Raw genomic sequence first — 22,336 nt, 5'->3', positions numbered from 1 at the left:
GGGCGCGCCGCCGCGCATCACGCGGGCGCGGCATCCTCCGCATCGGGAAAGGCGAACTGGAGTGCGTCGGCGCCGTCCGGCGCGTCGACGACGACGCGCCCGCCGCGGGCGAGACGGCCGAACAGCACGTCGTCGGCCAGCGGGTCCTTGAGCTCTCGCTGCACCACGCGGGCGAGCGGCCGCGCCCCGAACTCCCGGTCGTAGCCCTTCTGCGCGAGCCACGCGCGCGCCGCGGGCGTGAGCTCGATCGCCACGCGCCGCTCGGCGAGCTGCCCTTCGACCTCGCGCACGAGCTTGTCGACGACGCGGCCCATCACCTCGGTGCCGAGGTGCCCGAAGGCGACGATCTCGTCGAGGCGGTTGCGGAACTCGGGGCTGAAGATGCGCTCGATGTCGCGCGAGCCGTCGCCGCGCCGGCCGCCGCCGAAGCCGATCGCGCGCGCCGCCAGATCCCGCGCGCCGGCGTTCGAGGTCATGATCAGCGTCACGTGGCGGAAGTCGGCCTCGCGACCCTGGTTGTCGGTGAGCGTCGCGCGGTCCATCACCTGCAGCAGCACGTCGAAGATGTCGCCGTGCGCCTTCTCGATCTCGTCGAGCAGCAGCACGGCGTGCGGGTGCTTGCGCACGGCCTCGACGAGCTGGCCGCCCTGGTCGTAGCCGACGTAGCCGGGCGGCGCGCCGATGAGCCGCGACACCGCGTGCTTCTCCATGTACTCGCTCATGTCGAAGCGCAGGAAGGGCACGCCGAGCGCCGCGGCGAGCTGCTTCGCGAGCTCGGTCTTGCCGACCCCCGTCGGGCCGGTGAACAGGAACGACCCGGTCGGCTTGTCGACGCCGCCGAGGCCCGCGCGCGCGCGCTTCACCGCGCGAACGACCGAGCGCACGGCGGCATCCTGGCCGAAGACGCTCGCGAGCAGCGTCTCCTCGAGCGCGGCGAGGCGCGTCTGATCGCCCGTCGCGGTGCGCTCGACGGGGATCCGCGCCATGCGCGCGACCACCTGCTCGATGTCGCGAACGCCGACGGTGCGGCGCGGCCGGGCCGACGGCCGAAGGCGCACGGCGGCGCCCGCCTCGTCCATCACGTCGATGGCCTTGTCGGGCAGGAAGCGATCGTTCACGTGGCGCACGGACAGGTCGACGCACGCCTGGAGCGCGGCGGCGGTGTACCGGACGCCGTGATGCTCCTCGTAGCGCGGCGCGAGCCCGCGCAGGATGCGCACGCACTCCTCCGCGCTCGGCTCCTCGACGTCGACCTTCTGGAAGCGGCGGGAGAGCGCGCGGTCGCGCTCGAAGTGGCGGTACTCCTGGTAGGTCGTGGAGCCCATGCAGCGGAGCGCGCCCGACGCGAGCAGCGGCTTCAACAGATTCGACGCGTCGACCGTCGTCCCCTGCGCGGACCCCGCGCCGAGGATCGTGTGGATCTCGTCGATGAAGAGGATCGGCCGTTCCTTCTGCTGCAGCGCGTTCGTGAGCGCCTTGAAACGCGCCTCGAAGTCGCCGCGATAGCGCGTCCCGGCGAGCAGCGCGCCGAGGTCGAGCGAGAAGATCTCGCTCGCGCGAAGATCGTCCGGCACGCGGCCCTCGTGGATGCGCAGCGCGAGCCCCTCGGCGAGCGCCGTCTTTCCGACGCCGGTCTCGCCGACGAAGATCGGATTGTTCTTGCGGCGGCGCGCGAGGATGTGGAGCGTGCGATCGAGCTCGCGACCGCGGCCGATCAACGGGTCGAGCTCGCCGGCCGCGGCCTTCGCCGAGAGGTTCGTCGTGAACGCGGCGAGCGGGTCCGACGGCACCTCGCCGTCCTCGTCGGCGCGCCCGAACAGGGCGGCCGCGTCTCCCTCGCCCGCGTCGGCGCCGTCGCGGCGCTTCGAGACCCCGTGCGAGATCCACTGCAGGAGGTCGAGACGCGTCACCTGCTGGCCGCGCAGCAGCGTGACCGCGAAGGAATCCGGCTCCTGGTAGATCGCCACCAGCAGATCCGTGAGCTCGACCTCGTCCTTCTCCGCGCCCTCGCAGTGGTCGACCGCGTGCTGCAGCACGCGGTGGAACGCGAGCGTCTGCTGCGCCTCGACGGGATCGTCCCCGGGAACCGCCTCGAGGTCGCGGTCGAAGAAGCGCTCGAGCTCGGCGCGCAGGCGGTCGACGTCGGCACCGGCATGCGCGAGCGCGTCGGCGCCCGCCTCGGTGTGGAGCAGCGCGTAGAGCAGGTGCTCGACCGTCAGGTACGGGTGCCGACGCGCGACCGCTTCGCGGTATGCCGTCTGCAGCGTGATCTGGAGCTCGCGTCCGATCCGGCTCATGCGCTCGCGCCTGGCTCCTTCGCCGTCGCGCGGGGGCGCCGTGCGCCCGCCCGCGACCCGATGCTCCGCTTCCGCCCTACTCCGCCTCGACGCCGGCGCGCAGCGGGTAGCCGCGCTCCTCGGCCAGCCGGTGCACCGTGCTCACCTTCGTCTCGGCGACCTCGAGCACGAAGACACCGGCCACGCCGAACCCGCTCCGGTGGATCTGGAGCATCAGCTGCGTCGCGGCCGACGGCGTCTTCCCGAACACCCGCTCGAGCAGCTGGACGACGAACTCCATCGGCGTGTAGTCGTCGTTGTAGAGCAGCACCTTGTAGCGGCGGGGGCGCTCCACCTTGCGGCGCGTCGCCGTCGCGACGCCGCCCTCGCGCTCTCGATCCCGTCCCGGGCCGCCGGGGACGCCACCGCCGCCGCCGGGCTGTCCGGGGTCGCTCGACATGCGCGGAGAATAAGTCGCCCGGCCCGGGCGGGCGACCGTGCGGCCCGCGCCGGTCGCGATCGCGCGCGCGGCTAGACTGCGCGCATGGGCGACGTCCGCATCGAGATCGCGCCGGGAGTCGCATCGCTCGATCGCGTCGCCTGGAACGCCGTCGTCGCCGACGACTCGCCCTTCCTCGAGTGGGAGTGGCTCGCGTCGCTCGAGGACGCGGGCTGCCTCGGCGCGCGCAGCGGGTGGCAGGCGCGCCCGCTCGTCGCCTTTCGCGGCGATCGTCTCGTCGCGGCCTGCCCGCTCTACGCCAAGTCGAACAGCGAGGGCGAGTTCGTCTTCGACCACGCCTTCGCCGACGCCGCCGAGCGCGCCGGCCTCGCGTACTACCCGAAGCTGCTCGTCGGCGCCCCCTTCACGCCGGTCACCGGCGGGCGGCTGCTCGTGCACCCCGCGCTCGGCGCCGCCGAGGCCGAGGCGCTGCGCGCCGCCATGGCGGAGGCGCTCGTCTCCATCGCCGCCGAGTCGGGCCTCTCGAGCGTGCACGTCAACTTCTGCCGCGAGGCCGAGGCCGCGGGCCTCGAGCGCGCCGGCTTCCTGCGCCGCGTCGGCATCCAGTATCACTGGCACAACGAGGGCTACGCCGACTTCGACGACTACCTCGGCCGCTTCCGCAGCAAGCGTCGCAACCAGGTGCGACGCGAGCGGCGCGACGTCCGCGCACAGGGCGTGTGCGTCGAGGTGCACGCGGACGGCGACATCGACGACGCACTGTTCGAACCGATGTACGCGTTCTACCTCTCGACGATCCGCGCTCGCTACTGGGGCCGGCAGTACCTGAACCGCGCCTTCTTCGACCTGCTGCGCGAGCGCTTCCGCGAGCGCCTCGTGTTCGTCGTCGCGCGGCGCGACGGCGCGCCCGTCGCGGGCGCGTTCAACGTCGCGAAGGGCGACGCGCTCTACGGCCGCTACTGGGGCGAGGCCGACCACGTCCGCAACCTGCACTTCGAGGTCTGCTACTACGCGGGCATCGAGCATTGCATCGAGCGCGGGCTCGCGCGCTTCGAGCCGGGCGCGGGCGGCGAGTACAAGCAGGTGCGCGGCTTCGACGCCCGGCCGACCTTCAGCGCGCACCGCTTCCTCGACGAACGCCTGCACGCGGCCGTGGCGCGCTTCCTCGAGCAGGAGCGCATGCACGCCGCGCGCGCGATCGAGCACCTCCACGAGCAGAGCGCGCTCAAGCCCGCGACGGCCTGAGCGCGCGCGAGCGCGCGCCTCGCGCGCGACCGTCGCCGCAACTCGGCGCCGATCCTCGGGAGTTTCCCTCCCCTCCCTTCAGCCCGAGCGCGCCGCGGCCGATGCGGTGCGCGGCAGCGCGCGGGTGCGCGGCGGAGGGCGGCGTGCAGCCGGGCGACCGCATCGGTCCCTATCGCATCGAGAAGCGCCTCGGCGAAGGCGGCATCGGCGAGGTGTTCCGCGCCTTCGACGAGTCGCTCGAGCGCAACGTGGCGATCAAGCGCCTGCGCCCCGAGCTCGCGGCGCGCGAGACGCTGGTCGCGCGCTTCCGCCTCGAGGCGCAGACGCTCGCACGGCTGAACCATCCCAACATCGCGACGCTCTACGCGCTCACGCACGACGCCGGCTCGATGTACATGGTGATGGAGTACGTCGAGGGCGAGACGGTCTCGGCGCTGCTGCGGCAGCGCGGGCCGCTCGCGCTCGAGCCGGCGCTGCGGCTCGCGTTCCAGGCGCTCTCCGGCATCGGCTACGCGCACGGGCGCGGCGTGATCCACCGCGACATCAAGGGCGCCAACCTGATGCTCGACGCCTCGGGCACGCTCAAGATCATGGACTTCGGGATCGCGCGCGTGCTCGGCGGCGCGCGCCACACGCGCGCGGGCCAGATGATCGGAACGCCCGAGTTCATGGCGCCCGAGCAGATCCGCGGCGAGGACGCCGACGAGCGCTCCGACCTCTACTCGCTCGCCATCCTGCTCTACGCGCTGCTCGCCGGCCGCGCACCCTTCCGCGCGCGCAGCGAGTACCAGGTGATGAAGGCGCAGGTGGAGACGCCGCCGCCGCCGCTCCGCGACCGGATGCCCGAGCTCCCGCGCGAGCTCGACGAGGTGCTGCGCCGCGCGCTGGCGAAGGATGCGGACGACCGTTTCCAGTCGGCGGCCGAGATGCGCGCAGCGCTCGCTCCGCTCGGCCACGACAGCTGGGCCGACGGCCCGCTCCACTGGCCGACGCGCCCGCCCGGCGCGCGCGAGCGCGTCCTCGATGCCGACGACGCGCTCGAGCTCGAGGCGCCGACCGAGGTCGCCGAGGGATCGCCGATCGCGAGCGAGCTCCCGCTGATCGAGGCCGAGCTGATCGACGCCGAGCCCGCCGACGAGGCGCCGCCGACCGCGCGCCCCACCCTGCTGCCGCTCGAGCGCCTCGCGCGGCTCGGCGCGTTCGCCGGCCGCCCGCAGCTCGTGCTCGCCGGGTTCGCCCTCGGCGCGCTCCTCGGACTCGACCTCGTGGTGGTCGAGCCCGCGGGCCTCGCGGCCCGGGCCGCGGCGGGAGCGCACTCCACCGCCATCCGGCCGCTCCGCACCCCGCTCGCCCCCGCCACACCGCCCCTCGCCTCGCTGTCGGCGGCATCCCCCCGCGCCGCGCTCGCAGCGTCGCTCTTCGCGCCGGCGAGCACGCCGCACGGCGCGCCGGAACCGAGCCCGATCGCCCCGCTCGCCGATGCCGACCCCGGCGCATCGACGCCGCCGGCCGTCGGAGCCGCGAACGAGGCAAAAGCGGACGCGGGGTTCGACCGATCCGAGGCCGCGCCGGGTCGGCGGGCCGCGCGCGCGACGTCGCGCCGCCGGCCGCCGGCCGATGCGACTCGCGCGAACCGCGCGCGATCGCGCGCGAACGACGAGACGCCCGCCGCGGGCGGAAGCGAAGAGAGCAGATGGGAGATCCGATGGCGCTGACGATGCATCCCCGCCGAACGACCTGGGCCCGCGCGACGCGCGCGCTCGCCGTCGCCGCGCTCGCCGGCCTGCTCGGAGCCGGCTGCGTCCGCATGCAGCTCGAGCTGCGCGAGCCGGGCGAGCACAATCGCGGATTCCCGGACGACATCGCCGACGAGTACCACTGCGAGAAGCGCCCGCTTCCGTTCTTCCAGGTCGAGGAGACCGAGCTCCTGCCCGAGCGCGTGAGCCCGGGCGACGAGTTCAACCACCGCCTCCAGTACGTGATGTGCCCGAAGGACGACACGCAGGTCGTGTCCGGGACGCTCTACACGCGGATCCTCTACAAGGGGAAGGCGATCCTCACCGAGTCGACGCAGCGCGACCTGCAGCCCGGCCGCTGGATCGTCGACTCGTTCATCACGCTGCCGCAGAGCGCCGAGCCGGGCGTCTACGCGCTCCAGAGCGAGTTCAAGAGCAAGTACGGGAACTTCGACTCGCGCGCGACCTTCCTCGTCGAGGACTGATCGCGCGCGCGCGCTTCAGCGCGCCGCCGCGAGCCGCGCCGCGCGCGCGGCGCGCAGGCGCTCGAAGTCGTCGCCCGCGTGGTACGAGGAGCGCGTGAGCGGCGACGCGGCGACGAGCAGGAACCCCTTCTCGCGCGCCGCATCCGCATAGCGATCGAACTCGGCGGGCTCCACGTAGCGCGCGATCGGCGCGTGGCGCGGCGTCGGCTGCAGGTACTGGCCGATCGTCAGGAAGTCGCAGTCGACCGCGCGCAGGTCGTCCATCAGCGCGAGCACCTCGTCCGGCTCCTCGCCGAGCCCGACCATGATCCCGCTCTTCGTGAACACCGCCGCGTCGGCGCGCTTCGCACGCGCGAGCACGTCGAGCGATGCGCGGTAGCTCGCGCCGGGCCGGACGTCGCGATAGAGGCGCGGCACGGTCTCGAGGTTGTGGTTGTAGACGTCGGGCCGCGCCGCGGCGACCACCTCGACCGCACCCTCCTTGCGCCGGAAGTCGGGCGTCAGGACCTCGATCGTGGTGTCCGGCGCCGCCGCGCGGATGGCCTCGATGCAGCTCGCGAAGTGCGCGGCGCCGCCGTCGGCGAGATCGTCGCGGTCGACGGACGTCACGACGACGTGGCGCAGGCGCAGCTCGCCGACGGCCGCGGCGAGGTGCGCGGGCTCGTCGGCGTCCACGGCGTCGGGCTTCCCGGTCGCGACGTTGCAGAACGCGCAGGCGCGCGTGCACACGCTGCCGAGCACCATGACCGTCGCGTGGCGCTGCGACCAGCACTCCCCGATGTTCGGGCAGGCCGCCTCCTCGCAGACCGTGTGGAGCGAGAGGCGCCGCATGAGCGCGCGCGTCTCGCCGACGGACGGGTCGGCCGAGAGCCGCACCCGCAGCCACGGCGGACGCTGCGGGCGGGCGCCCGCCGGCGTCGTCCCCGGGGCGCCGTGCCCTTCGATCTGGAGCAGGTCCGACAAGGGCTCCTCCGCGCGTCTCGGACTCAGACGTGGAGCGCGCGGCCGTACGCGTCGAGCACGGACTCGTGCATCATCTCGGACAGCGTCGGGTGCGGGAAGACCGCGTGCATCAGCTCCGCCTCGGTCGTCTCGAGCGTGCGCGCGACGACGTAGCCCTGGATCAGCTCCGTCACTTCGGCGCCGACCATGTGCGCGCCGAGCAGCTCGCCCGTCTTCGCATCGAAGATCGTCTTCACCAGGCCCTCGGGCTCGCCGAGCGCGATCGCCTTGCCGTTCCCGACGAACGGGAACTTGCCGATCCGCAGCTCGTAGCCCTTCTCGCGCGCCTTCGCCTCGGTGAGGCCCACGCTCGCGATCTGCGGCCGGCAGTAGGTGCAGCCGGGGATGTTCGTCGGGTCGAGCGGGTGCAGTCCCTCGACGCCGGCCGCGCGCTCGGCCGCGAGCACGCCCTCGTGCGTCGCCTTGTGCGCGAGCCACGGCGGCCCCGTGACGTCGCCGATCGCGAGCACGTTCGGCTCGTCCGTCTCGCAGTACGCGTTGGTGACGATGTGCGTGCGCTCGACGCGCACGGCCGTGCCTTCGAGCCCGAGCTCCTCGACGTTGCCGACGATGCCGACGGCGAGGATCACGCGGTCGAACGCGGCCTCCTTCGTCTGGCCGCCGCCGAGGTCGATCGTCGCGACGACCTCCCCGTCGCCGTGGTCGAGCGACGACACGGTCGCGCCCGTGTGGATCGTCATGCCCTGCTTCTCGAACTGCTTGCGCGCGTGCGCGGCGATGTCCGCGTCCTCGACCGGCAGCACCTGCGGCAGCATCTCGACGACCGTCACCTGCGCGCCGAGGTCGTTGTAGAAGCTCGCGAACTCGATGCCGATCGCGCCGGAGCCCACGACGAGCAGCCGCTGCGGCACGCTGTCGGGCACCATCGCCTCCTTGTACGTCCAGACGAAGCGCCCGTCGGGCTCGAGCCCGGGCAGCACGCGCGGGCGCGCACCCGACGCGAGGATCGTCTTGCCGGCGGACAGCTCGGTGACGGCGCCGTCGGCGGCGGTCACCGCGACCTTGCCCGGCCCGGCGAGCCGCCCGTGCCCGTCGAACACGGTGACGGAGTTCTTCTTCATCAGGTGCTTCACGCCCATCGAGAGCTTCTTGCTGACCTTGCGGGACCGCGCGACGACCTTCTCGACGTCGAAGCGCACGTTGTCGGCGGCCAGGCCGAACTCGTCGAGGCGGTGGAGCAGGTGGTGGATCTCGGCGCTGCGGAGCAGCGCCTTCGTCGGGATGCAGCCCCAGTTGAGGCAGATGCCGCCGAGGTGTTCGCGCTCGACGAGCGCGACGCGCTGCCCGAGCTGGCTCGCGCGGATGGCGGCCGGGTAGCCGCCCGGCCCGCCGCCGATGATCACCACGTCGAAGGAAGTATCTGCCATGGCCCCCTCGCTCCGGCTCCGGTGCGCCGTCGCCGCGCGCAGCATAGCGCCCGCGTGCGCGCGCCCGCGCGGCGCGGACCCGCCCGTGTCGACGCTCGTCGCGCGCGACCTGAGCGCGCATCGGCACGGCTCCGAGGAACACCCCAAGAGCGTCGTCGCGCGCGTCGCCGCGTGAGAGAGCGCGCGCGGCCTGCTATCCCCTGCGCCACCGAGCCGGAGGAAACCGACGTGGACACGACACCGCCGCCGCCGGAGGTGCGCTACGACCGCGAGAACCCGTGGCTGCGCTACTGGCGCGCGCAGCCGGGAAGCGCCGTGTTCCTGATCGTCGCGACGATCGCGTGCGGCGCGGCGGCGCCGTTCACGGGTCTGTTCCCGGAGTCGTTCGGCCTCGTGCGCCAGGTCCTCGCCGGCGCGTTCATCGGCTTCTGCTTCGCGATGCTGCCGATCGCCCACCGCATCTGGGATTGAACGCGGCCCGGCGCGCGCGACGCGCGCGCACCGATCAACCGAACCGCCCCGTGATGTAGTCCTGGGTGCGCTCGTCGCTCGGGTTCGTGAAGACGCGCGTCGTGTCGTCCGCCTCGACGAGCACGCCGAGGTGGAAGAAGGCGGTGCGCTGCGAGACGCGCGCGGCCTGCTGCATCGAGTGCGTGACGATCGCGATCGTGTAGCGCTCGCGCAGCTCGTCGATCAGCTCCTCGATGCGCGCGGTGGCGATCGGGTCGAGCGCCGAGCACGGCTCGTCCATCAGGATCACCTCGGGGCTGACTGCGATCGCGCGCGCGATGCACAGGCGCTGCTGCTGGCCGCCCGACAGGCCCGTGCCCGGGTCGCCCAGACGATCGATCACCTCCGCGATCAGCCCGGCCCGCTCGAGGCTCGTGTGCACGATCTCGTCGAGCTCGGCGCGCGTGCGCGCGAGGCCGTGGATGCGCGGACCGTAGGCGACGTTGTCGTAGATCGACTTCGGAAACGGGTTCGGCTTCTGGAAGACCATCCCGACGCGCGCGCGCAGCTGGACGGGGTCGATCGACGGGTCGCGGACGTCGATGCCGTCGAGCATGACCACGCCGCTCGTGCGGCACGACTCGATCACGTCGTTCATCCGGTTGATGCAGCGCAGGAACGTCGACTTCCCGCAGCCCGACGGGCCGATCAGCGCGGTCACCTGGTTCGCGAAGACGTCGAGGTCGACGCCGAACAGCGCCTGCTTGTCGCCGTAGAAGACGTCGAGGCCGCGCGCGGCGACCTTGACCTCCGGCTTCTCGGCGGCGGCCGCGGCGGGGCGTTCGCCCACGCGCTCCGCGCGCTCGGGCGAGCGCGTCTCCGCGACGTCGGGGGCTGCAGTGGACATGGGGGCTACCAACGTCGTTCGAAGCGGCTGCGCAGGACGACCGCCGTCAGGTTCATCGAGACGAGGAACATCAGCAGCACGAGGATCGCGCCCGACGTCCTCTCGAGGAAGGCCCGCTCGGGGCTGTCGGCCCAAAGGTAGATCTGCACGGGAAGCACCGTCGAGGGCGACGCGGGGCCGTCCGGGACGTCCGCGATGAACGCCACCATGCCGATCATCAGCAGGGGCGCCGTCTCGCCGAGCGCGCGCGCCATCCCGATGATCGTCCCGGTCAGGATGCCCGGCATCGCGAGCGGAAGCACGTGGTGCGCGACGACCTGCAGCGGCGAGGCGCCGACGCCGAGCGCGGCCTCGCGGATCGAGGGCGGCACCGCGGCGAGCGCGGAGCGCGACGCGATGATCACCGTCGGCAGCGTCATCAGCGCGAGCACCGTGCCTCCGACCAGTGGCGCCGAGCGGGGCAGCCCGAGGAAGTTCAGCAGGACGGCGAGCCCGAGCAGGCCGAACACGATCGACGGAACGGCCGCGAGGTTGTTGATGTTGACCTCGACGAAGTCCGTGAAGCGATTGCGCGGCGCGAACTCCTCGAGGTACACGGCCGCCGCGACGCCCACCGGGAAGCACAGGAAGAGCGTCGCCGCGATCGTCCACAGCGAGCCCACGAGCGCGCCCCACACGCCCGCGAGCTCCGGCTCCCGGCTGTCGCCGTTCGTGAGGAAGAACGTGTCGAGGCCGTGCTCGAGACGCCCTCGGTCGCGCAGCGCGTCGAGCCACGCGAGCTGCCGGTCCGAGACCCGGCGCTCCGCCTCCGCGGCGTCCCGGTCGACGTGGCCGTCGAGCACGAGCTGCGCCTCGTCGTCGAGCGGGAGCCACACGCGCTCCACGCGCCCGAGCCGCGACGGATCGGCGAGCAGCCGGTCGCGCAGGACGAACGCGGCGCCGCTGCTCACGAGCGAGTCGAGCTCGCGCCGCTCGGAGCGCGCCGTCACGTCGGGGAACTCGGCCCGCAGGGCGCGCTTCACGAGCGCGGCGAAGTCGCCGCGTCCGAGCTCCTCCGTCGATCCGCCGGCGGGCACCCCGAGCGCGTCCGGGTCGTACGCGACGTCGAGCGCGACCTCCCAGTCGAGGAAGGCGCCCGCACCGTCGTGGGCGATCGTGCCGAGCAGCAGGACGAGGGCGCCGACCGCGACGCCGATGGCCGCGAGTCCGTAGGCGCGGAAGCGCCGGTCGGCCGCATAGCGTCGCTTCAGCCGCGCCGCGGCCTCGGCCGTGCGGTGGACGTCGTCAGTCATACTGCTCCCGGTAGCGCCGCACGACCGCGAGCGCGACGACGTTCAGCGAGAGCGTCACGAGGAACAGGACGAGACCGAGCGCGAAGGCCGCGAGCGTCTTCGCGCTGTCGAACTCCTGGTCGCCGACGAGCAGCGTCACGATCTGCACCGTCACCGTCGTGACGGCCTCGAGCGGGTTCCACGCCAGGTTCGCGGCGAGTCCGGCCGCCATCACGACGATCATCGTCTCGCCGATCGCGCGCGAGACGGCGAGCAGCACGGAGGCCACGATGCCCGGGAGCGCGGCGGGCAGGACGACCTGCCGGATCGTCTCCGCCTGCGTCGCCCCGAGACCGTACGAGCCCTCGCGCAGCGAGCGCGGCACCGCGTTGATGACGTCGTCGGAGAGCGACGAGACGAACGGGATGATCATCACGCCCATCACGAGGCCCGCGGCGAGCGCGCTCTCCGAGGCGACGCGCATCCCGAGGGCCTCGCCGACGGCGCGCAGCGCCGGCCCGACCGTCAGCGCCGCGAAGAAGCCGTACACGACGGTCGGAACGCCGGCGAGGATCTCGAGCAGCGGCTTCACCACCGCGCGCGTGCGCGGCGCCGCGTACTCCGACAGGTAGACCGCGGCCATCAGGCCGATCGGCACCGCGACGCTCATCGCGATGGCCGTGATCAGCAGCGTTCCCCAGAAGACCGGCACCGCGCCGAAGGCACCCGAGGAGCCGATCTGGTCGGCGCGCAGCGCCGTCTGCGGGCTCCAGTGCACGCCGAACAGGAACTCCGTCGCGGGCACCTTCGCGAAGAAGCGCGCCGCCTCGAACACGAGCGAGAGCACGATGCCGATCGTGACGAGGATCGCGACGGTCGAGCTGGCCCAGAGCGCGCGCATGGCGATGCGCTCGACCGCCGCGCGCGCGCGGAACGCCGGGCCGATGCGCGCGCGCGCCGCCGCGAGGCCGGCGAGCGCGACCGCGAGCGCCGCGACGGCGACGGCGCCGTGCGCGGTGCGCTCGGACGACCGGAGCGCCTTCGCGGTGGCCTCGACCTCGGGCGTCGGCGTCCCGAACACGGCGCCCCCCGACGCGAGCTGGCGAACGTCGCTCACGAAGCGGTCGATCCGTTCGTCGGGGAGGTCGAGCACCGCGGCGGGCGCCGAGCGGAGCGCGAGCGCGTCGAACACGCGGCCCTCGACCGCGAGCCACCCGACCGCGATCGCGAGCGCCGGCAGCGCGCACCACAGCGCCGCGAACGCGCCGTAGTAGCCGGGGCGCGAGTGGAGCAGCCGCGCGTCGCCCCCCGCCGCCGCGAGCGCCGTCGACCGCCCCCACGCGAAGGCGGCGCCGGCCAGGAAGGCCACCGCGACGAGCAGGATCGGGGTCATCCGTGCCAACGTGAACGGGAGCGGCAGGCCGCGCAACCCCGCGGCCCGCCGCTTCCCGAATTCGTCACAGGGAGAGCGGGCTCAGCACGGCGACCGACTCGCGCACCGCCTTGCGGCGCTCGGCCGGGAGCGGGATCAGCCCCTTGTCGGCGAGGTATCCCTCGTCGCCCACGGCCTTCTCGCTCGTGAACTCCGCGACGTACTCGCGCAGGCCGGGCACGACGCCGACGTGCGCCTTCTTCACGTAGAAGTAGAGGGAGCGCGACACGACGTACCGTCCCGACGCGATGTTCTCGAACGTCGGCTCCGCGCCCTCGACGACGCTCCCCTGCACCTTGTCCCCGTTCTGGTCGAGGAACGAGAAGCCGAAGATGCCGAGCGCGTGCGGGTTGGCCTCGAGCTTCTGGACGATCAGGTTGTCGTTCTCGCCGGCCTCGACGTAGGCGCCATCCTCGCGGATCGCGTGGGCGACGGCCTGGAACGCCTTCTCGTCCTTCGCGCGCAGCTCGGCGAGCATCGGGATCGCCTTCGCTCCGCCCTCCATCGCGAGCTCGACGAACGCGTCGCGCGTCCCCGACGTCGGCGGCGGCCCGAGCACCTCGATCGGCTCGTCGGGGAGCGACGGATCGACCTCGCTCCAGCGGTGGTACGGGTTGGGAACGAGCTTCCCGTCGACCGGCACCTGCTTCGCCAGCCCGCGGAAGATCTGCTCGAGCGAGAGCCGGTAGCGGGGCGCGCGCTTCGCGTTGGCGATCGCGATCCCGTCGAAGCCGATCTCGACCTCGACGATCTCGGTCACGCCGTTCGCCGCGCAGGTCGCGACCTCGGACGCCTTGATGCGCCGGGACGCGTTCGCGACGTCCGGGTGCTCGAGCCCGACTCCGCCGCAGAAGAGCTTGAAGCCGCCGCCCGACCCGGTGCTCTCGATGACGGGCGTCGGGAAGTCGGACGTGCGGCCGAACTGCTCGGCGACGGCGGTCGAGAACGGGAAGACGGTCGACGACCCGACCACGCGGATCTGGTCGCGCGCCTGGGCGGGAGCCGCGAGCGCGGCGGCCGCGACGACCGTCGCGACGAGGGAGGCGATCGAGAAGGACCCGTTGCGCATTCGTGATCTCCGAAGGGACGGAGCGAGGCACTCCGTTGTCAGGCGCCGGAGGGGGTCTCGGCGCGGGCGCAACATAGGGGCCGCGTGCGCGTCGATCGTGAAGCTCGTGTTACGATTCCGTGGCGAGGGAGCTTCGCGAACTCGCCAACCTCCCGTCATCGAATCGCCACCCCCCGTGGCTATTTCCCGCTCGCGACGCGACGCCGGTGCGCGCGCGGCGACGGCGGGCCGTCGGAGAATCCATGCCGCGAATCGTCGATCGGGATCTCGAAGCGCTGCGCGAGACCGCGCTGCGGATGGGCAGCCTCGCCGAGGCCATCGTCGCGAAGAGCCTTCGCGCACTCGCCACGGCCGACCCGCTCCTCTGCAAGGAGGTGCAGGAGGACGACCTCGAGATCGACCGGCTCGACGTCGCGATCGACGCGGCCGTCCTCGAGCTGCTCGCGACGAAGGCGCCCGTCGCCACCGACCTGCGCTTCGTGCTGGCGACGAAGTCCGTGGCGACCGACCTCGAGCGCGTCGGCGACCTCGCCCGCAACATCGCGAAGAGCGCGGCGCGCCTCGCGGCCGCGCCGCGCATCGAGCTGCCGGGCAAGCTCGACCAGCTCGCCGGCGAGTGCACGCGCCTGCTGCGGCGCGCGCTCGACTGCTATGCGGACGGCGACCCCGAACGCGCGCGCCGCGTGCTCGACCAGGACGACCTGATCGACGCGAGCGAGAGCCGGGTCATCCGGGACGCGATCGCGGAGATCGCGGCGCACCCGGAGCTGTCTTCACAGGAAATCGACCTGATCTTGATCGCAAAGAACCTCGAACGCGTGGCCGACCACGCTACCAACATCGCCGAAGACGTGATCCTCATCGCGGAAGCGCGCAACCTGAAGCACCGCGAGAAGCTGGAACGCGCCGGAGACCGACGCACGTGACCGCACGCATCCTCGTCGTGGACGACGAGCCGGACATCCTCGAGCTCGTCCGCATGAACCTCGCCCAGGCGGGCTACCAGATCTCGACGGCCGAGAACGGCGAGGAGGCCCTCGCCGCCATCCGCCGCAGCCCGCCCGACCTCGTCGTCCTCGACCTGATGCTGCCCGACCGCTCCGGCACCGAAGTCTGCCGCGAGCTCCGTTCGGACCCGAAGCTGCGCGACGTCCCCGTCATCATGCTCACGGCCCGCGGCGAGGAGGTCGACCGCGTCGTCGGCTTCGAGCTCGGCGCCGACGACTACGTCACCAAGCCGTTCAGCCCGCGCGAGCTCGTGCTGCGCGTGCGCGCCGTGCTCCGCCGCGGCGCGGGCGACGCGACGCCGAGCCAGCGGCTGGCGCACGGCCTGCTCACGCTCGACGTCGAGCGCCACCGCTGCGAGGTCGACGGCGCCGAGGTGTCGCTCACGGCGAAGGAGTTCGGGCTCCTGCAGGCGCTCATGGAGCGCCCGGGGCGCGTGCTCACGCGCGAGCAGCTCATCGACCGGGTCTGGGGCGAGGACATCAGCGTCACGCTCCGCACGATCGACACGCACCTCAAGCGGCTGCGCGAGAAGCTCGGGCCCGCGAGCGACGCGATCGATACGATCCGGGGCGTCGGCTACCGCTTCGCCGAGTAGCCCGGCGCCCGGAGGGCTCCCCCGCGCGTGCCGCGCCTCAGCCTCACCGCACGTTGCGTCCTGGCCGCCGGCCTTCCGGCCTTCGTCGCCGTCGGCGCGAGCGCGCTCGGCGCCCCGGCGTGGCTCGCCCTCGGCCTCGCGCTCGCGCTCGCCGGCGCGCTCGGCGCGGGCGTCGCGCGCTCGGTGCGCGCGCCGATCGCCGCCCTGCGCGAGGGCGTCGAGCTCCAGCTGCGCGGCGAGGGCGAGCGGCGCGAGCGTCCCGATGCCGCGGGCGCGATCGGCGCGGACGCGTTCGCGATCGACCGCGACGTCGCCCGCCTGCGGAGCGCGCTCGACGAGGCGCGCGAGGGCCGCGAGCAGCTCGAGGCCGTGCTCGCCGCGATGGTCGAGGGCGTGCTGGTGCTCGACGAGGACGGGCACATCGCGCTCGCGAACCGCGGCCTGCGCGAGATGCTCGGCGTGTGGGGCGACGTCGACGGGCGCCGGCCGCTCGAGGTGATCCGCAGCGCCGAGGTCGACGCGGCGCTGCGCGAGGCGAGCCGCTCCGAGTCGTTCGTCGTGCGCGAGCTCGCGCGCGTCGGGAGCGACGAGCGGACGCTCCTCATGCACGCGGCGCGCGTGCCCGCGACCGGGCCGCGCGTCGGCACCGTCGCGGTCTTCCGCGACGTCTCGGAGGTGCGGCGTCTCGAGCAGGTGCGGCGCGACTTCATCGCGAATGCATCGCACGAGCTGCGCACGCCGCTCACGTCGATCCTCGGCTTCGCGGACACGCTGCTCGCGAACGCCGACGCACACCCCGAGATCGCGGGCGCCCTCCAGGCGATCGTCCGCAACGCGCGTCGGCTCGGCGAGCTCGTCGAGGACCTGCTCGAGCTCTCGCGCATCGAGAGCCGGAAGGAGCCCATCCGCGCGAGCGAGATCGACGTCGCGCGCATCTGCGAGACGCTCGTCGAGGACTGCGAGCCGCGGCTGCGCGAGCGCCGCGTCGAGCTGTCGCTCGACGTCGAGACGCCGCTCGTCGCGTGGGCCGACGCGCGCGCGGTCGAGCGCGTCGTCGCGAACCTGCTCGACAACGCGATCAAGTACACGGAGCCCGGCGGGCACATCCGCGTGCGCGCGCGCCGCGGCCCGCGAATGCTCTCGATCGCCGTCGAGGACGACGGCATCGGCATCCCGAAGGAGGATCTCGCGCGCATCTTCGAGCGCTTCTACCGCGTCGACAAGGCGCGCGCGCGCGCGCTCGGCGGCACCGGGCTCGGCCTCTCGATCGTGAAGCACCTCGTGCACGCGATGGCCGGCGACATCCGCGTCGACAGCGAGCCGGGGCGCGGCTCGACGTTCACGTTCACGCTGCCGTGCGCGCCGCCCGACGCCGCTCGCGGCGGCGCCTAGCCCGCGCGCCGCGGCGCGCCGCACCCCGGAGCTCCCGCATGCCCCCGCCCCGCACCGACGTCCTCTTCCTGTGCGTCGCCAACTCGGCGCGCAGCCAGATGGCGGAGGGCTTCGCGCGGCGCTTCGCGCCGCCCGGCGTCGGCGTGCACAGCGCGGGCTCCGCGCCGGGCCGCCTCCACCCGCTCGCGGTGCGCGCGATGGCCGAGGTGGGCATCGACATCGCGGCGCACGTCTCGAAGCCGATCGACGCCGTGCCGGCGGAGCGCGTCGCGACCGTCGTGACGCTCTGCGCGGACGAGGTCTGCCCCGTGTTCCCGGGCGCGGTCGCGCGCCGCCACTGGCCGTTCGAGGACCCCGCCGCCGACGCGGGCGACGGCGAGGACGCGCAGCTCGCGCGCTTCCGCCGCGTGCGCGACGCGATCGGCGAGCGCGTGCGGCAGGCGTTCGAGAGCGGCGAGCTCCCGAGCGGCGCCTAGCGCGCGCACGGGCCGCACGCCGCACGGCCGCGCGCGCTCGCGCCGCTACACTGCGCGTCCATGGCCACCCCCGACGCGCGCATCTCGTTCGCCGACCTCGACGCGCTCGACGCCGAGCGCCTCGGACGACGCCTCAACGAGAAGTGGAACACGTATCCCGACAAGGACGTGCTCTGCGCGTGGGTCGCCGAGATGGACTTCCCGCTCGCGCGTCCGATCCGCGCCGTGCTCGAGCGCGCGCTCGAGACCGACGACGTCGGCTATGCGATCGCGCTCCGCGACACGGGGCTCGCCGACGCCTTCGCCGCCCGCATGGACGAGCGTTTCGGGTGGCGCGTCGAGCCGGAGCGCTGCGAGATCCTCTCGGAGGTCGTGCAGGGCCTCTACCTCTCGCTGCTCGCGTACTCCGAGCCGGGCGACGGCGCGGTCGTCCAGACGCCGATCTACCCGCCCTTCCTGTCCGCCGTGCGCGAGACGGGGCGCGCGCTCGTCGAGAACCGCCTCGTGCGGACGGGCGGCCCGGGCGACGCGCGCTTCGAGATCGACTTCGACGCGCTGGCCCGCGACGCGGGCGCGCGCACGCGCGTCCTCCTCCTGTGCAACCCGCACAACCCGACGGGCCGCGTGTTCGGCCGCGCGGAGCTCGAGCGCCTGGCGGCGCTCGCGCTCGAGCGCGACTGGGTCGTCGTCACCGACGAGATCCACGCGGACCTCGTCTTCGACGGCCGCCGACACGTGCCGTTCGCGACGCTCTCGCCCGAGGTCGCCGCGCGCACCGTCACGCTCACGTCCGCGTCGAAGGCGTTCAACATCCCGGGGCTGCGCACGGCCGTCGCGCACTTCGGCTCGCGCGAGCTGCAGCAGCGCTTCGGCGGCGCCGTCCCGCGCCACGTGCGCGGCGGCATCGGCATCCTCGGCATCTACGCGACGATCGCCGCGTGGCGCGACTCCCAGCCGTGGCTCGACACCGTGCGCGACTACCTCGCCGCGAATCGCGACACGGCGCTCGCGTACCTGGGAGCGCGCTGTCCGGAGGTCGTCACGACGCCGCTCGAGGCCACGTACCTGCTGTGGCTCGACTGCAGTGCACTCGGGCTCGCGCCGTCGCCGGCGCGCTTCCTCTACGAGCACGGCCGCATCGCGCTCTCCGACGGCCGGGCGTTCGGCCGCGGCTTCGAGGGCTTCGCGCGCCTCAACCTCGCGACCTCGCGCGCCATCCTGGAGGAGATCCTCGAGCGGTTCGCGACCGCGGTCGAGCGACGCTAGGCGAGGGAGGGCCCATGTACGAGCACACGCACCCCCACTCGCACGCGCACGACCGGCGCGAGCAGGGGCGCGCGCGGCTCGGCTGGATGCTCGCGCTCTCCGCGGCCTACCTCGTGGCCGAGGTCGCGGGCGGCCTGTGGACGGGCTCGCTCGCGCTGCTCGCCGACGCCGGCCACATGCTCTCCGACGTCGCCTCGCTCGCGCTCGCGAACGCGACGCTGTGGATGGCGCAGCGCCCCGCCGACGCGCGCCGCACGTTCGGCCACACGCGCGCCGAAGTGCTGGGCGCGCTCGTCCAGGGCACGGCGCTCGTCGCGGTCGCGCTCCTGATCGTGCGCGAGGCGTTCGAGCGGTTCGCCGCGCCCGCGCCCGTCGCGGGTGGCGGCATGCTCGCGATCGCGACGGGCGGGCTCGTCGTGAACCTCGTCGGGCTCTGGGTCCTGCACGGAGGGCGCGAGGAGAACCTCGCCGTGCGCGGCGCCTTCCTCCACGTGCTCTCGGACGCGCTCGGCAGCGTCGGCGCGATGGCCGCCGGCCTCGCGATCTGGGCGCGCGGCTGGACGTGGGCGGACCCGACCGCCTCCGTCGCGATCGCGGCGCTCGTGCTCGTCTCGGCCTGGTCGCTCCTGCGCGACGCGACCGACGTGCTGATGGAGACCGTGCCGCGGCACCTCGACGTCGAGCGCATCCGCGACGCGCTCCGCAGCGTCGACGACGTCGCCGACGTCCACGACCTGCACGTCTGGACGATCGGGAGCGGCGAGGTCTCGCTGTCGTGCCACGCCGTGGCGCGCGCGGGCGCGGACGGGGCCGCCCTCCTCGCGCGCTTCAACCGGCTGCTGGCCGACCGTTTCGGGATCGGGCACGCGACCATCCAGATCGAGCCGGCGCGCGGGCCGAGCGGCCTCGCCGCCGACGTCGGCTGCACGAGCGCGTGCTCGCCCGCGGCGCGGCCCGACCTCTCGGCGGCGGCCCGGCGCGGCTGAGCAGCGAGGCGGCTTGTCCCGCCCCGCGACTGACGGTAGTGTCAGCCGCTGACATGTCCGTCACCAGCGAGATCGAGAGCACGTCCCGCTCCGCACCGCGCACGGCCCCGACCCGCGAGCGGCTGCGCGCGAGCGGCGTCGCGCTCTTCGCCACCCGCGGCCTGCACAGCGTGACGACCCACGACATCGCACACGACGCGGGCCTCGCCGCCGGCACCTTCTACCTGCACTACAAGGACAAGCAGGCGCTCTTCACCGAAATCGTCCTCGACGCGCTCGACGCGCTGCGCACCCGCGTCGCCGAGGCCGTGCGCGACGTGCCCGACCCGGCGCTCGCCGTCGAGCGGCACGCAACCGCGCTCGTCGACTTTGCGGCGGACAACCGCGACCTGATCCGCGTGCTGTTCTCGGGCGAGCACGAAGCGGCGGCGCTCGAGCACGACGTGCTCGAGACGCTCGCCGAGGCGATCGCCAAGGGGCGCAGCGCGGGCGGCCGCGTGCCGCGCGGCGTCGACCCGCGCGTGCTCGCGCAGGCGGTCGTCGGCATGTACGCGCGCGTCGTCGCGTGGTGGGCGGCCGACCCGTCGCGCGCGACGCGCGAGGACCTCGTCGCATCGCTCACGCGCATCCAGCTGCACGGAACGCAGCCGGACTGACCTTCCCTTCCGCCTTCGGTCGCCGCCTCGCGCGCCGCGCGACGACCCTCGAGGAGACCCGCCATGGCCGAGCTCGAGATCACGCACGATCCGATCTACAACACGGTGAACCGCGACGACTTCCTGTCGCTGATCGACGTCGACCGCTACGCGGACCGCACGGACGCGTTCGACGGCATCATCTCGGCGACCGTCGACCACTTCTGGGACCCGACCGACCCGGCCTACGTCGACTTCGCGAAGGCCGAGCCCTTCGACCTCTCCGAGCAGCTGCTCATGCCGCGCGAGTTCACCGTCGAGCTGCAGTGCGCGGTGGCCGACCGGCTCGACGAGCGGCAGCGCATCGAGCTCGCGAACCAGAGCACGCGCTTCATGCTCTCGACGATCCTGCACGGCGAGCAGGGAGCGCTCTCGCTCTCCGCGAGCCTGTGCCAGATCCTCCGCGACCCCGGCGCCCAGGAGTACGCCGCGAACCAGGCGCGCGAGGAGGCCCGCCACGTCACCGCCTACGCGCGCTACGTCCACACGCGCTTCGGCACGCCGCTCGCGGCGGGGCCGACGATCGCGAACCTGATGACGGAGATCGTGCGATCGCCGCTCGTCTACAAGAAGCTCGTCGGCATGCAGATGCTGATCGAGGGCCTCGCGATGGGCGCGTTCGCGACGCTGCACTCGATGACCGAGGACCCGCTCCTCAAGCGGCTCGTGCAGCTCGTGATGACCGACGAGGCCTTCCACCACAAGTTCGGGAAGATCTGGGCCGACCGCACCGTGCCGAAGCTGACCGAGGAGGAGCACGAGAAGGTCGAGCAGTGGGCGGCCGACACCTTCCAGGTGCTGCTCTTCAACCTCGTCAACGCCGAGCAGAAGCAGGCGATCTACGCGCCCTTCGGGCTCGAGTGGCAGTGGGTGCGCAGCGCCATCCTCGAGGCGTTCGGCGACACCGACCGCCGCGCCGCGATGACGCGCAGCACGAACATCTTCCGCGTGCTGATCAAGACGCTGCTCAAGGCGGGCATCATCACCGAGCGCACGAAGCCCGTGTACGCGCAGTGGGTCGACATGGACGAGCTCGCGAGCGAGGACGACGAGGTGGTGGGCGCGGACGTCGCGGACGCGGGCATCGCCGAGCTGCGCGAGATCAACCGCGCGCGCAAGCGCGTCGGCCGCACCTTCAAGCGCGCCTAGCGACGAGTGCCGTCGCTCGCCTCCTTCGCCGCGCGCGGCCCGTTCGCCGTCGGGCTGCGCACGGCCGAGGTCGCCGACCCGGACGACCCCGGTCGCGCGCTGCCCGTCGACCTGTGGTACCCGGCCGCCGACGGCGTCGACGACGCCGCGGCGGCCGCGCCGCACCCGTTCGGGCAGCCGCACCGCGCGGTCGAGGACGCGCCGCCGCGCGACACGCCCTCCCCGCTCGTCGTGTTCTCGCACGGCAACTCGGGCGTGCGCCGGCAGTCGACGTTCCTGACGACGCACCTCGCGAGCCACGGCATCGCCGTCGTCGCGCCCGACCACGCGGGCAACACGTTCCCCGAGATGGCCGCGCTGCGCTCCGAGGACGAGCGCGTGCGCGTGCACCGCGCGGCCCGCGCCGCGCGCCCGCGCGACGCCATCGCGGCCGTCGACGCCGCGCTCGCGGGGCGGCTCGGCGCCGTCGCGCTCGACGCCGCGCGGATCGGCGCGCTCGGGCACTCCTTCGGCGGCTGGACGGCGACCAAGCTCCCGCGCCTCGACGCGCGCGTCCGCGCGGTGTGCGCGCTCGCTCCGGCGTCCGAGCCGTTCGTCGGGCGGCGCGCGTACGAGCCCGGCGAGCTCCCCTTCGCGCGGCCGATCCCGACGCTCGTGATCGCCGCCGTCGAGGACGTGCTCGTCGACCTCGCGACGAGCATCGGCCCGCTGTGGGCGCGGCTCGGCGCGCCGAAGGCGCTCGTCGGCTTCGAGGGCGCCGACCACTTCCACTTCTGCGACGGGATCGAGCTGCTCCACGCCCTGCACGAGCGCACGCCGCGCCCGGCGGCCACGCGCACCGCGCGCCCGCTCGCCGAGACGCTCGCGCCCGCGCGCGCGCAGCGCCTCGTCGCCGCGCTCGTCGCGCACTTCCTGTGGCACGGGCTCGGGCTCGACGCCGCGCCCGGGGCACGCGGCGCGCTCGTCGACGCGGACGAGCTCGCGGCGCTCGATCCCGCCGCCCGACGGCTCGGCGCCGAGTAGACTGCGCGGCCCGGCGCCGCCCCGG

General features: G+C 73.6%; 21 protein-coding genes. 13 read left to right on the top strand and 8 right to left on the bottom strand.

Annotated features, from left to right (window positions below; genetic code table 11):
• Positions 1–17: 17 nt before the first annotated feature.
• The gene (gene clpA, locus R3E88_17220; protein ID MEZ4218232.1) at positions 18–2,297 is read right to left on the bottom strand and encodes an ATP-dependent Clp protease ATP-binding subunit ClpA; all 2,280 of its coding nucleotides are present in this window, start codon (positions 2,295–2,297) and stop codon (positions 18–20) included.
• A gap of 76 nt (positions 2,298–2,373) precedes the next feature.
• Complete coding sequence (locus tag R3E88_17215) at positions 2,374–2,736, bottom strand: ATP-dependent Clp protease adaptor ClpS (protein ID MEZ4218231.1); 363 nt, start codon at positions 2,734–2,736, stop codon at positions 2,374–2,376.
• An 84-nt stretch (positions 2,737–2,820) separates the two neighbouring features.
• Between R3E88_17215 and R3E88_17210 the strand changes: the two genes are divergently transcribed.
• The 3 genes from R3E88_17210 to R3E88_17200 all read left to right on the top strand — a co-directional run bounded on the left by R3E88_17210 (position 2,821) and on the right by R3E88_17200 (position 6,202).
• Positions 2,821–3,981 carry a GNAT family N-acetyltransferase gene (locus R3E88_17210; GenBank protein ID MEZ4218230.1) on the top strand — a complete coding sequence of 387 codons (1,161 nt, stop codon included), beginning with the start codon at positions 2,821–2,823 and terminating at the stop codon, positions 3,979–3,981.
• A 143-nt stretch (positions 3,982–4,124) separates the two neighbouring features.
• Positions 4,125–5,696, top strand: coding sequence for a serine/threonine-protein kinase (locus R3E88_17205; protein ID MEZ4218229.1), 1,572 nt, complete (start codon positions 4,125–4,127; stop codon positions 5,694–5,696).
• 2 nt (positions 5,697–5,698) lie between these two features.
• A complete protein-coding gene (locus R3E88_17200; protein ID MEZ4218228.1) occupies positions 5,699–6,202 on the top strand; it encodes a hypothetical protein in 504 nt (167 codons plus the stop codon).
• 15 nt (positions 6,203–6,217) lie between these two features.
• Here R3E88_17200 and lipA read toward each other — a convergent pair whose 3' ends face one another.
• Positions 6,218–7,156, bottom strand: a complete 939-nt coding sequence (lipA, locus tag R3E88_17195; protein ID MEZ4218227.1) for a lipoyl synthase — start codon at positions 7,154–7,156, stop codon at positions 6,218–6,220.
• Between the two features lie 32 nt (positions 7,157–7,188).
• The gene (lpdA, locus tag R3E88_17190) at positions 7,189–8,592 is read right to left on the bottom strand and encodes a dihydrolipoyl dehydrogenase (GenBank protein MEZ4218226.1); all 1,404 of its coding nucleotides are present in this window, start codon (positions 8,590–8,592) and stop codon (positions 7,189–7,191) included.
• A 228-nt stretch (positions 8,593–8,820) separates the two neighbouring features.
• On the opposite strand from lpdA, the gene R3E88_17185 reads away from it, so the two are divergent.
• The gene (locus tag R3E88_17185; protein ID MEZ4218225.1) at positions 8,821–9,063 is read left to right on the top strand and encodes a hypothetical protein; all 243 of its coding nucleotides are present in this window, start codon (positions 8,821–8,823) and stop codon (positions 9,061–9,063) included.
• Between the two features lie 34 nt (positions 9,064–9,097).
• On the opposite strand, the gene pstB is transcribed toward R3E88_17185, so the two are convergent.
• From pstB to R3E88_17165, 4 genes are all read right to left on the bottom strand, one after another.
• A complete protein-coding gene (gene pstB, locus R3E88_17180; protein MEZ4218224.1) occupies positions 9,098–9,949 on the bottom strand; it encodes a phosphate ABC transporter ATP-binding protein PstB in 852 nt (283 codons plus the stop codon).
• Positions 9,950–9,954: 5 nt separating this feature from the next.
• Positions 9,955–11,241 (bottom strand): phosphate ABC transporter permease PstA, encoded by a 1,287-nt coding sequence (pstA, locus tag R3E88_17175; GenBank protein ID MEZ4218223.1) that lies wholly within the window; start codon positions 11,239–11,241, stop codon positions 9,955–9,957.
• Positions 11,234–12,613, bottom strand: a complete 1,380-nt coding sequence (gene pstC / locus R3E88_17170; protein MEZ4218222.1) for a phosphate ABC transporter permease subunit PstC — start codon at positions 12,611–12,613, stop codon at positions 11,234–11,236. Before pstC ends, pstA begins: the two co-directional genes overlap by 8 nt.
• Positions 12,614–12,677: 64 nt before the next feature.
• Positions 12,678–13,721, bottom strand: a complete 1,044-nt coding sequence (locus tag R3E88_17165; GenBank protein MEZ4218221.1) for a PstS family phosphate ABC transporter substrate-binding protein — start codon at positions 13,719–13,721, stop codon at positions 12,678–12,680.
• Positions 13,722–13,963: 242 nt separating this feature from the next.
• On the opposite strand from R3E88_17165, the gene phoU reads away from it, so the two are divergent.
• The 9 genes from phoU (at position 13,964) to R3E88_17120 (ending at position 22,311) form a co-directional block, all read left to right on the top strand.
• Positions 13,964–14,647, top strand: coding sequence for a phosphate signaling complex protein PhoU (phoU, locus tag R3E88_17160; GenBank protein ID MEZ4218220.1), 684 nt, complete (start codon positions 13,964–13,966; stop codon positions 14,645–14,647).
• A complete protein-coding gene (locus R3E88_17155; protein MEZ4218219.1) occupies positions 14,644–15,324 on the top strand; it encodes a response regulator in 681 nt (226 codons plus the stop codon). The genes phoU and R3E88_17155 overlap by 4 nt, the downstream gene beginning before the upstream one ends.
• A 27-nt stretch (positions 15,325–15,351) precedes the next feature.
• The gene (locus R3E88_17150) at positions 15,352–16,716 is read left to right on the top strand and encodes an ATP-binding protein (GenBank protein ID MEZ4218218.1); all 1,365 of its coding nucleotides are present in this window, start codon (positions 15,352–15,354) and stop codon (positions 16,714–16,716) included.
• A 38-nt stretch (positions 16,717–16,754) separates the two neighbouring features.
• On the top strand, positions 16,755–17,192 hold the full coding sequence (locus tag R3E88_17145; GenBank protein ID MEZ4218217.1) for an arsenate reductase ArsC: 438 nt from the start codon (positions 16,755–16,757) through the stop codon (positions 17,190–17,192).
• A gap of 60 nt (positions 17,193–17,252) precedes the next feature.
• On the top strand, positions 17,253–18,458 hold the full coding sequence (locus R3E88_17140) for a PatB family C-S lyase (GenBank protein ID MEZ4218216.1): 1,206 nt from the start codon (positions 17,253–17,255) through the stop codon (positions 18,456–18,458).
• 14 nt (positions 18,459–18,472) lie between these two features.
• Positions 18,473–19,444 carry a cation diffusion facilitator family transporter gene (locus tag R3E88_17135; protein ID MEZ4218215.1) on the top strand — a complete coding sequence of 324 codons (972 nt, stop codon included), beginning with the start codon at positions 18,473–18,475 and terminating at the stop codon, positions 19,442–19,444.
• Positions 19,445–19,497: 53 nt separating this feature from the next.
• Positions 19,498–20,100, top strand: a complete 603-nt coding sequence (locus tag R3E88_17130; GenBank protein ID MEZ4218214.1) for a TetR/AcrR family transcriptional regulator — start codon at positions 19,498–19,500, stop codon at positions 20,098–20,100.
• Positions 20,101–20,163: 63 nt separating this feature from the next.
• The gene (locus tag R3E88_17125) at positions 20,164–21,288 is read left to right on the top strand and encodes a ferritin-like domain-containing protein (protein ID MEZ4218213.1); all 1,125 of its coding nucleotides are present in this window, start codon (positions 20,164–20,166) and stop codon (positions 21,286–21,288) included.
• Between the two features lie 6 nt (positions 21,289–21,294).
• Positions 21,295–22,311: a dienelactone hydrolase family protein gene (locus tag R3E88_17120; protein MEZ4218212.1), complete on the top strand. Its 1,017-nt coding sequence runs from the start codon at positions 21,295–21,297 to the stop codon at positions 22,309–22,311.
• The last annotated feature ends 25 nt before the right edge of the window (positions 22,312–22,336 follow it).

The organism is Myxococcota bacterium, from assembly GCA_041389495.1.
GTDB lineage: Bacteria > Myxococcota_A > UBA9160 > UBA9160 > UBA4427 > JAWKRT01.
This window is presented reverse-complemented; position numbering and strand designations above follow the sequence as displayed.

Excerpts from the sequence above, each read along its gene's own strand:
- pstB (MEZ4218224.1), bottom strand. The coding sequence starts at position 9,949 with ATGTCCACTGCAGCCCCCGACGTCGCGGAGACGCGCTCGCCCGAGCGC.
- R3E88_17135 (MEZ4218215.1), top strand. The coding sequence starts at position 18,473 with ATGTACGAGCACACGCACCCCCACTCGCACGCGCACGACCGGCGCGAG.
- R3E88_17210 (MEZ4218230.1), top strand. The coding sequence starts at position 2,821 with ATGGGCGACGTCCGCATCGAGATCGCGCCGGGAGTCGCATCGCTCGAT.
- phoU (MEZ4218220.1), top strand. The coding sequence starts at position 13,964 with ATGCCGCGAATCGTCGATCGGGATCTCGAAGCGCTGCGCGAGACCGCG.
- R3E88_17165 (MEZ4218221.1), bottom strand. The coding sequence starts at position 13,721 with ATGCGCAACGGGTCCTTCTCGATCGCCTCCCTCGTCGCGACGGTCGTC.
- R3E88_17200 (MEZ4218228.1), top strand. The coding sequence starts at position 5,699 with ATGCATCCCCGCCGAACGACCTGGGCCCGCGCGACGCGCGCGCTCGCC.
- R3E88_17145 (MEZ4218217.1), top strand. The coding sequence starts at position 16,755 with ATGCCCCCGCCCCGCACCGACGTCCTCTTCCTGTGCGTCGCCAACTCG.
- R3E88_17215 (MEZ4218231.1), bottom strand. The coding sequence starts at position 2,736 with ATGTCGAGCGACCCCGGACAGCCCGGCGGCGGCGGTGGCGTCCCCGGC.
- R3E88_17125 (MEZ4218213.1), top strand. The coding sequence starts at position 20,164 with ATGGCCGAGCTCGAGATCACGCACGATCCGATCTACAACACGGTGAAC.
- clpA (MEZ4218232.1), bottom strand. The coding sequence starts at position 2,297 with ATGAGCCGGATCGGACGCGAGCTCCAGATCACGCTGCAGACGGCATAC.
- R3E88_17130 (MEZ4218214.1), top strand. The coding sequence starts at position 19,498 with ATGTCCGTCACCAGCGAGATCGAGAGCACGTCCCGCTCCGCACCGCGC.
- R3E88_17140 (MEZ4218216.1), top strand. The coding sequence starts at position 17,253 with ATGGCCACCCCCGACGCGCGCATCTCGTTCGCCGACCTCGACGCGCTC.
- pstA (MEZ4218223.1), bottom strand. The coding sequence starts at position 11,241 with ATGACTGACGACGTCCACCGCACGGCCGAGGCCGCGGCGCGGCTGAAG.
- lpdA (MEZ4218226.1), bottom strand. The coding sequence starts at position 8,592 with ATGGCAGATACTTCCTTCGACGTGGTGATCATCGGCGGCGGGCCGGGC.
- pstC (MEZ4218222.1), bottom strand. The coding sequence starts at position 12,613 with ATGACCCCGATCCTGCTCGTCGCGGTGGCCTTCCTGGCCGGCGCCGCC.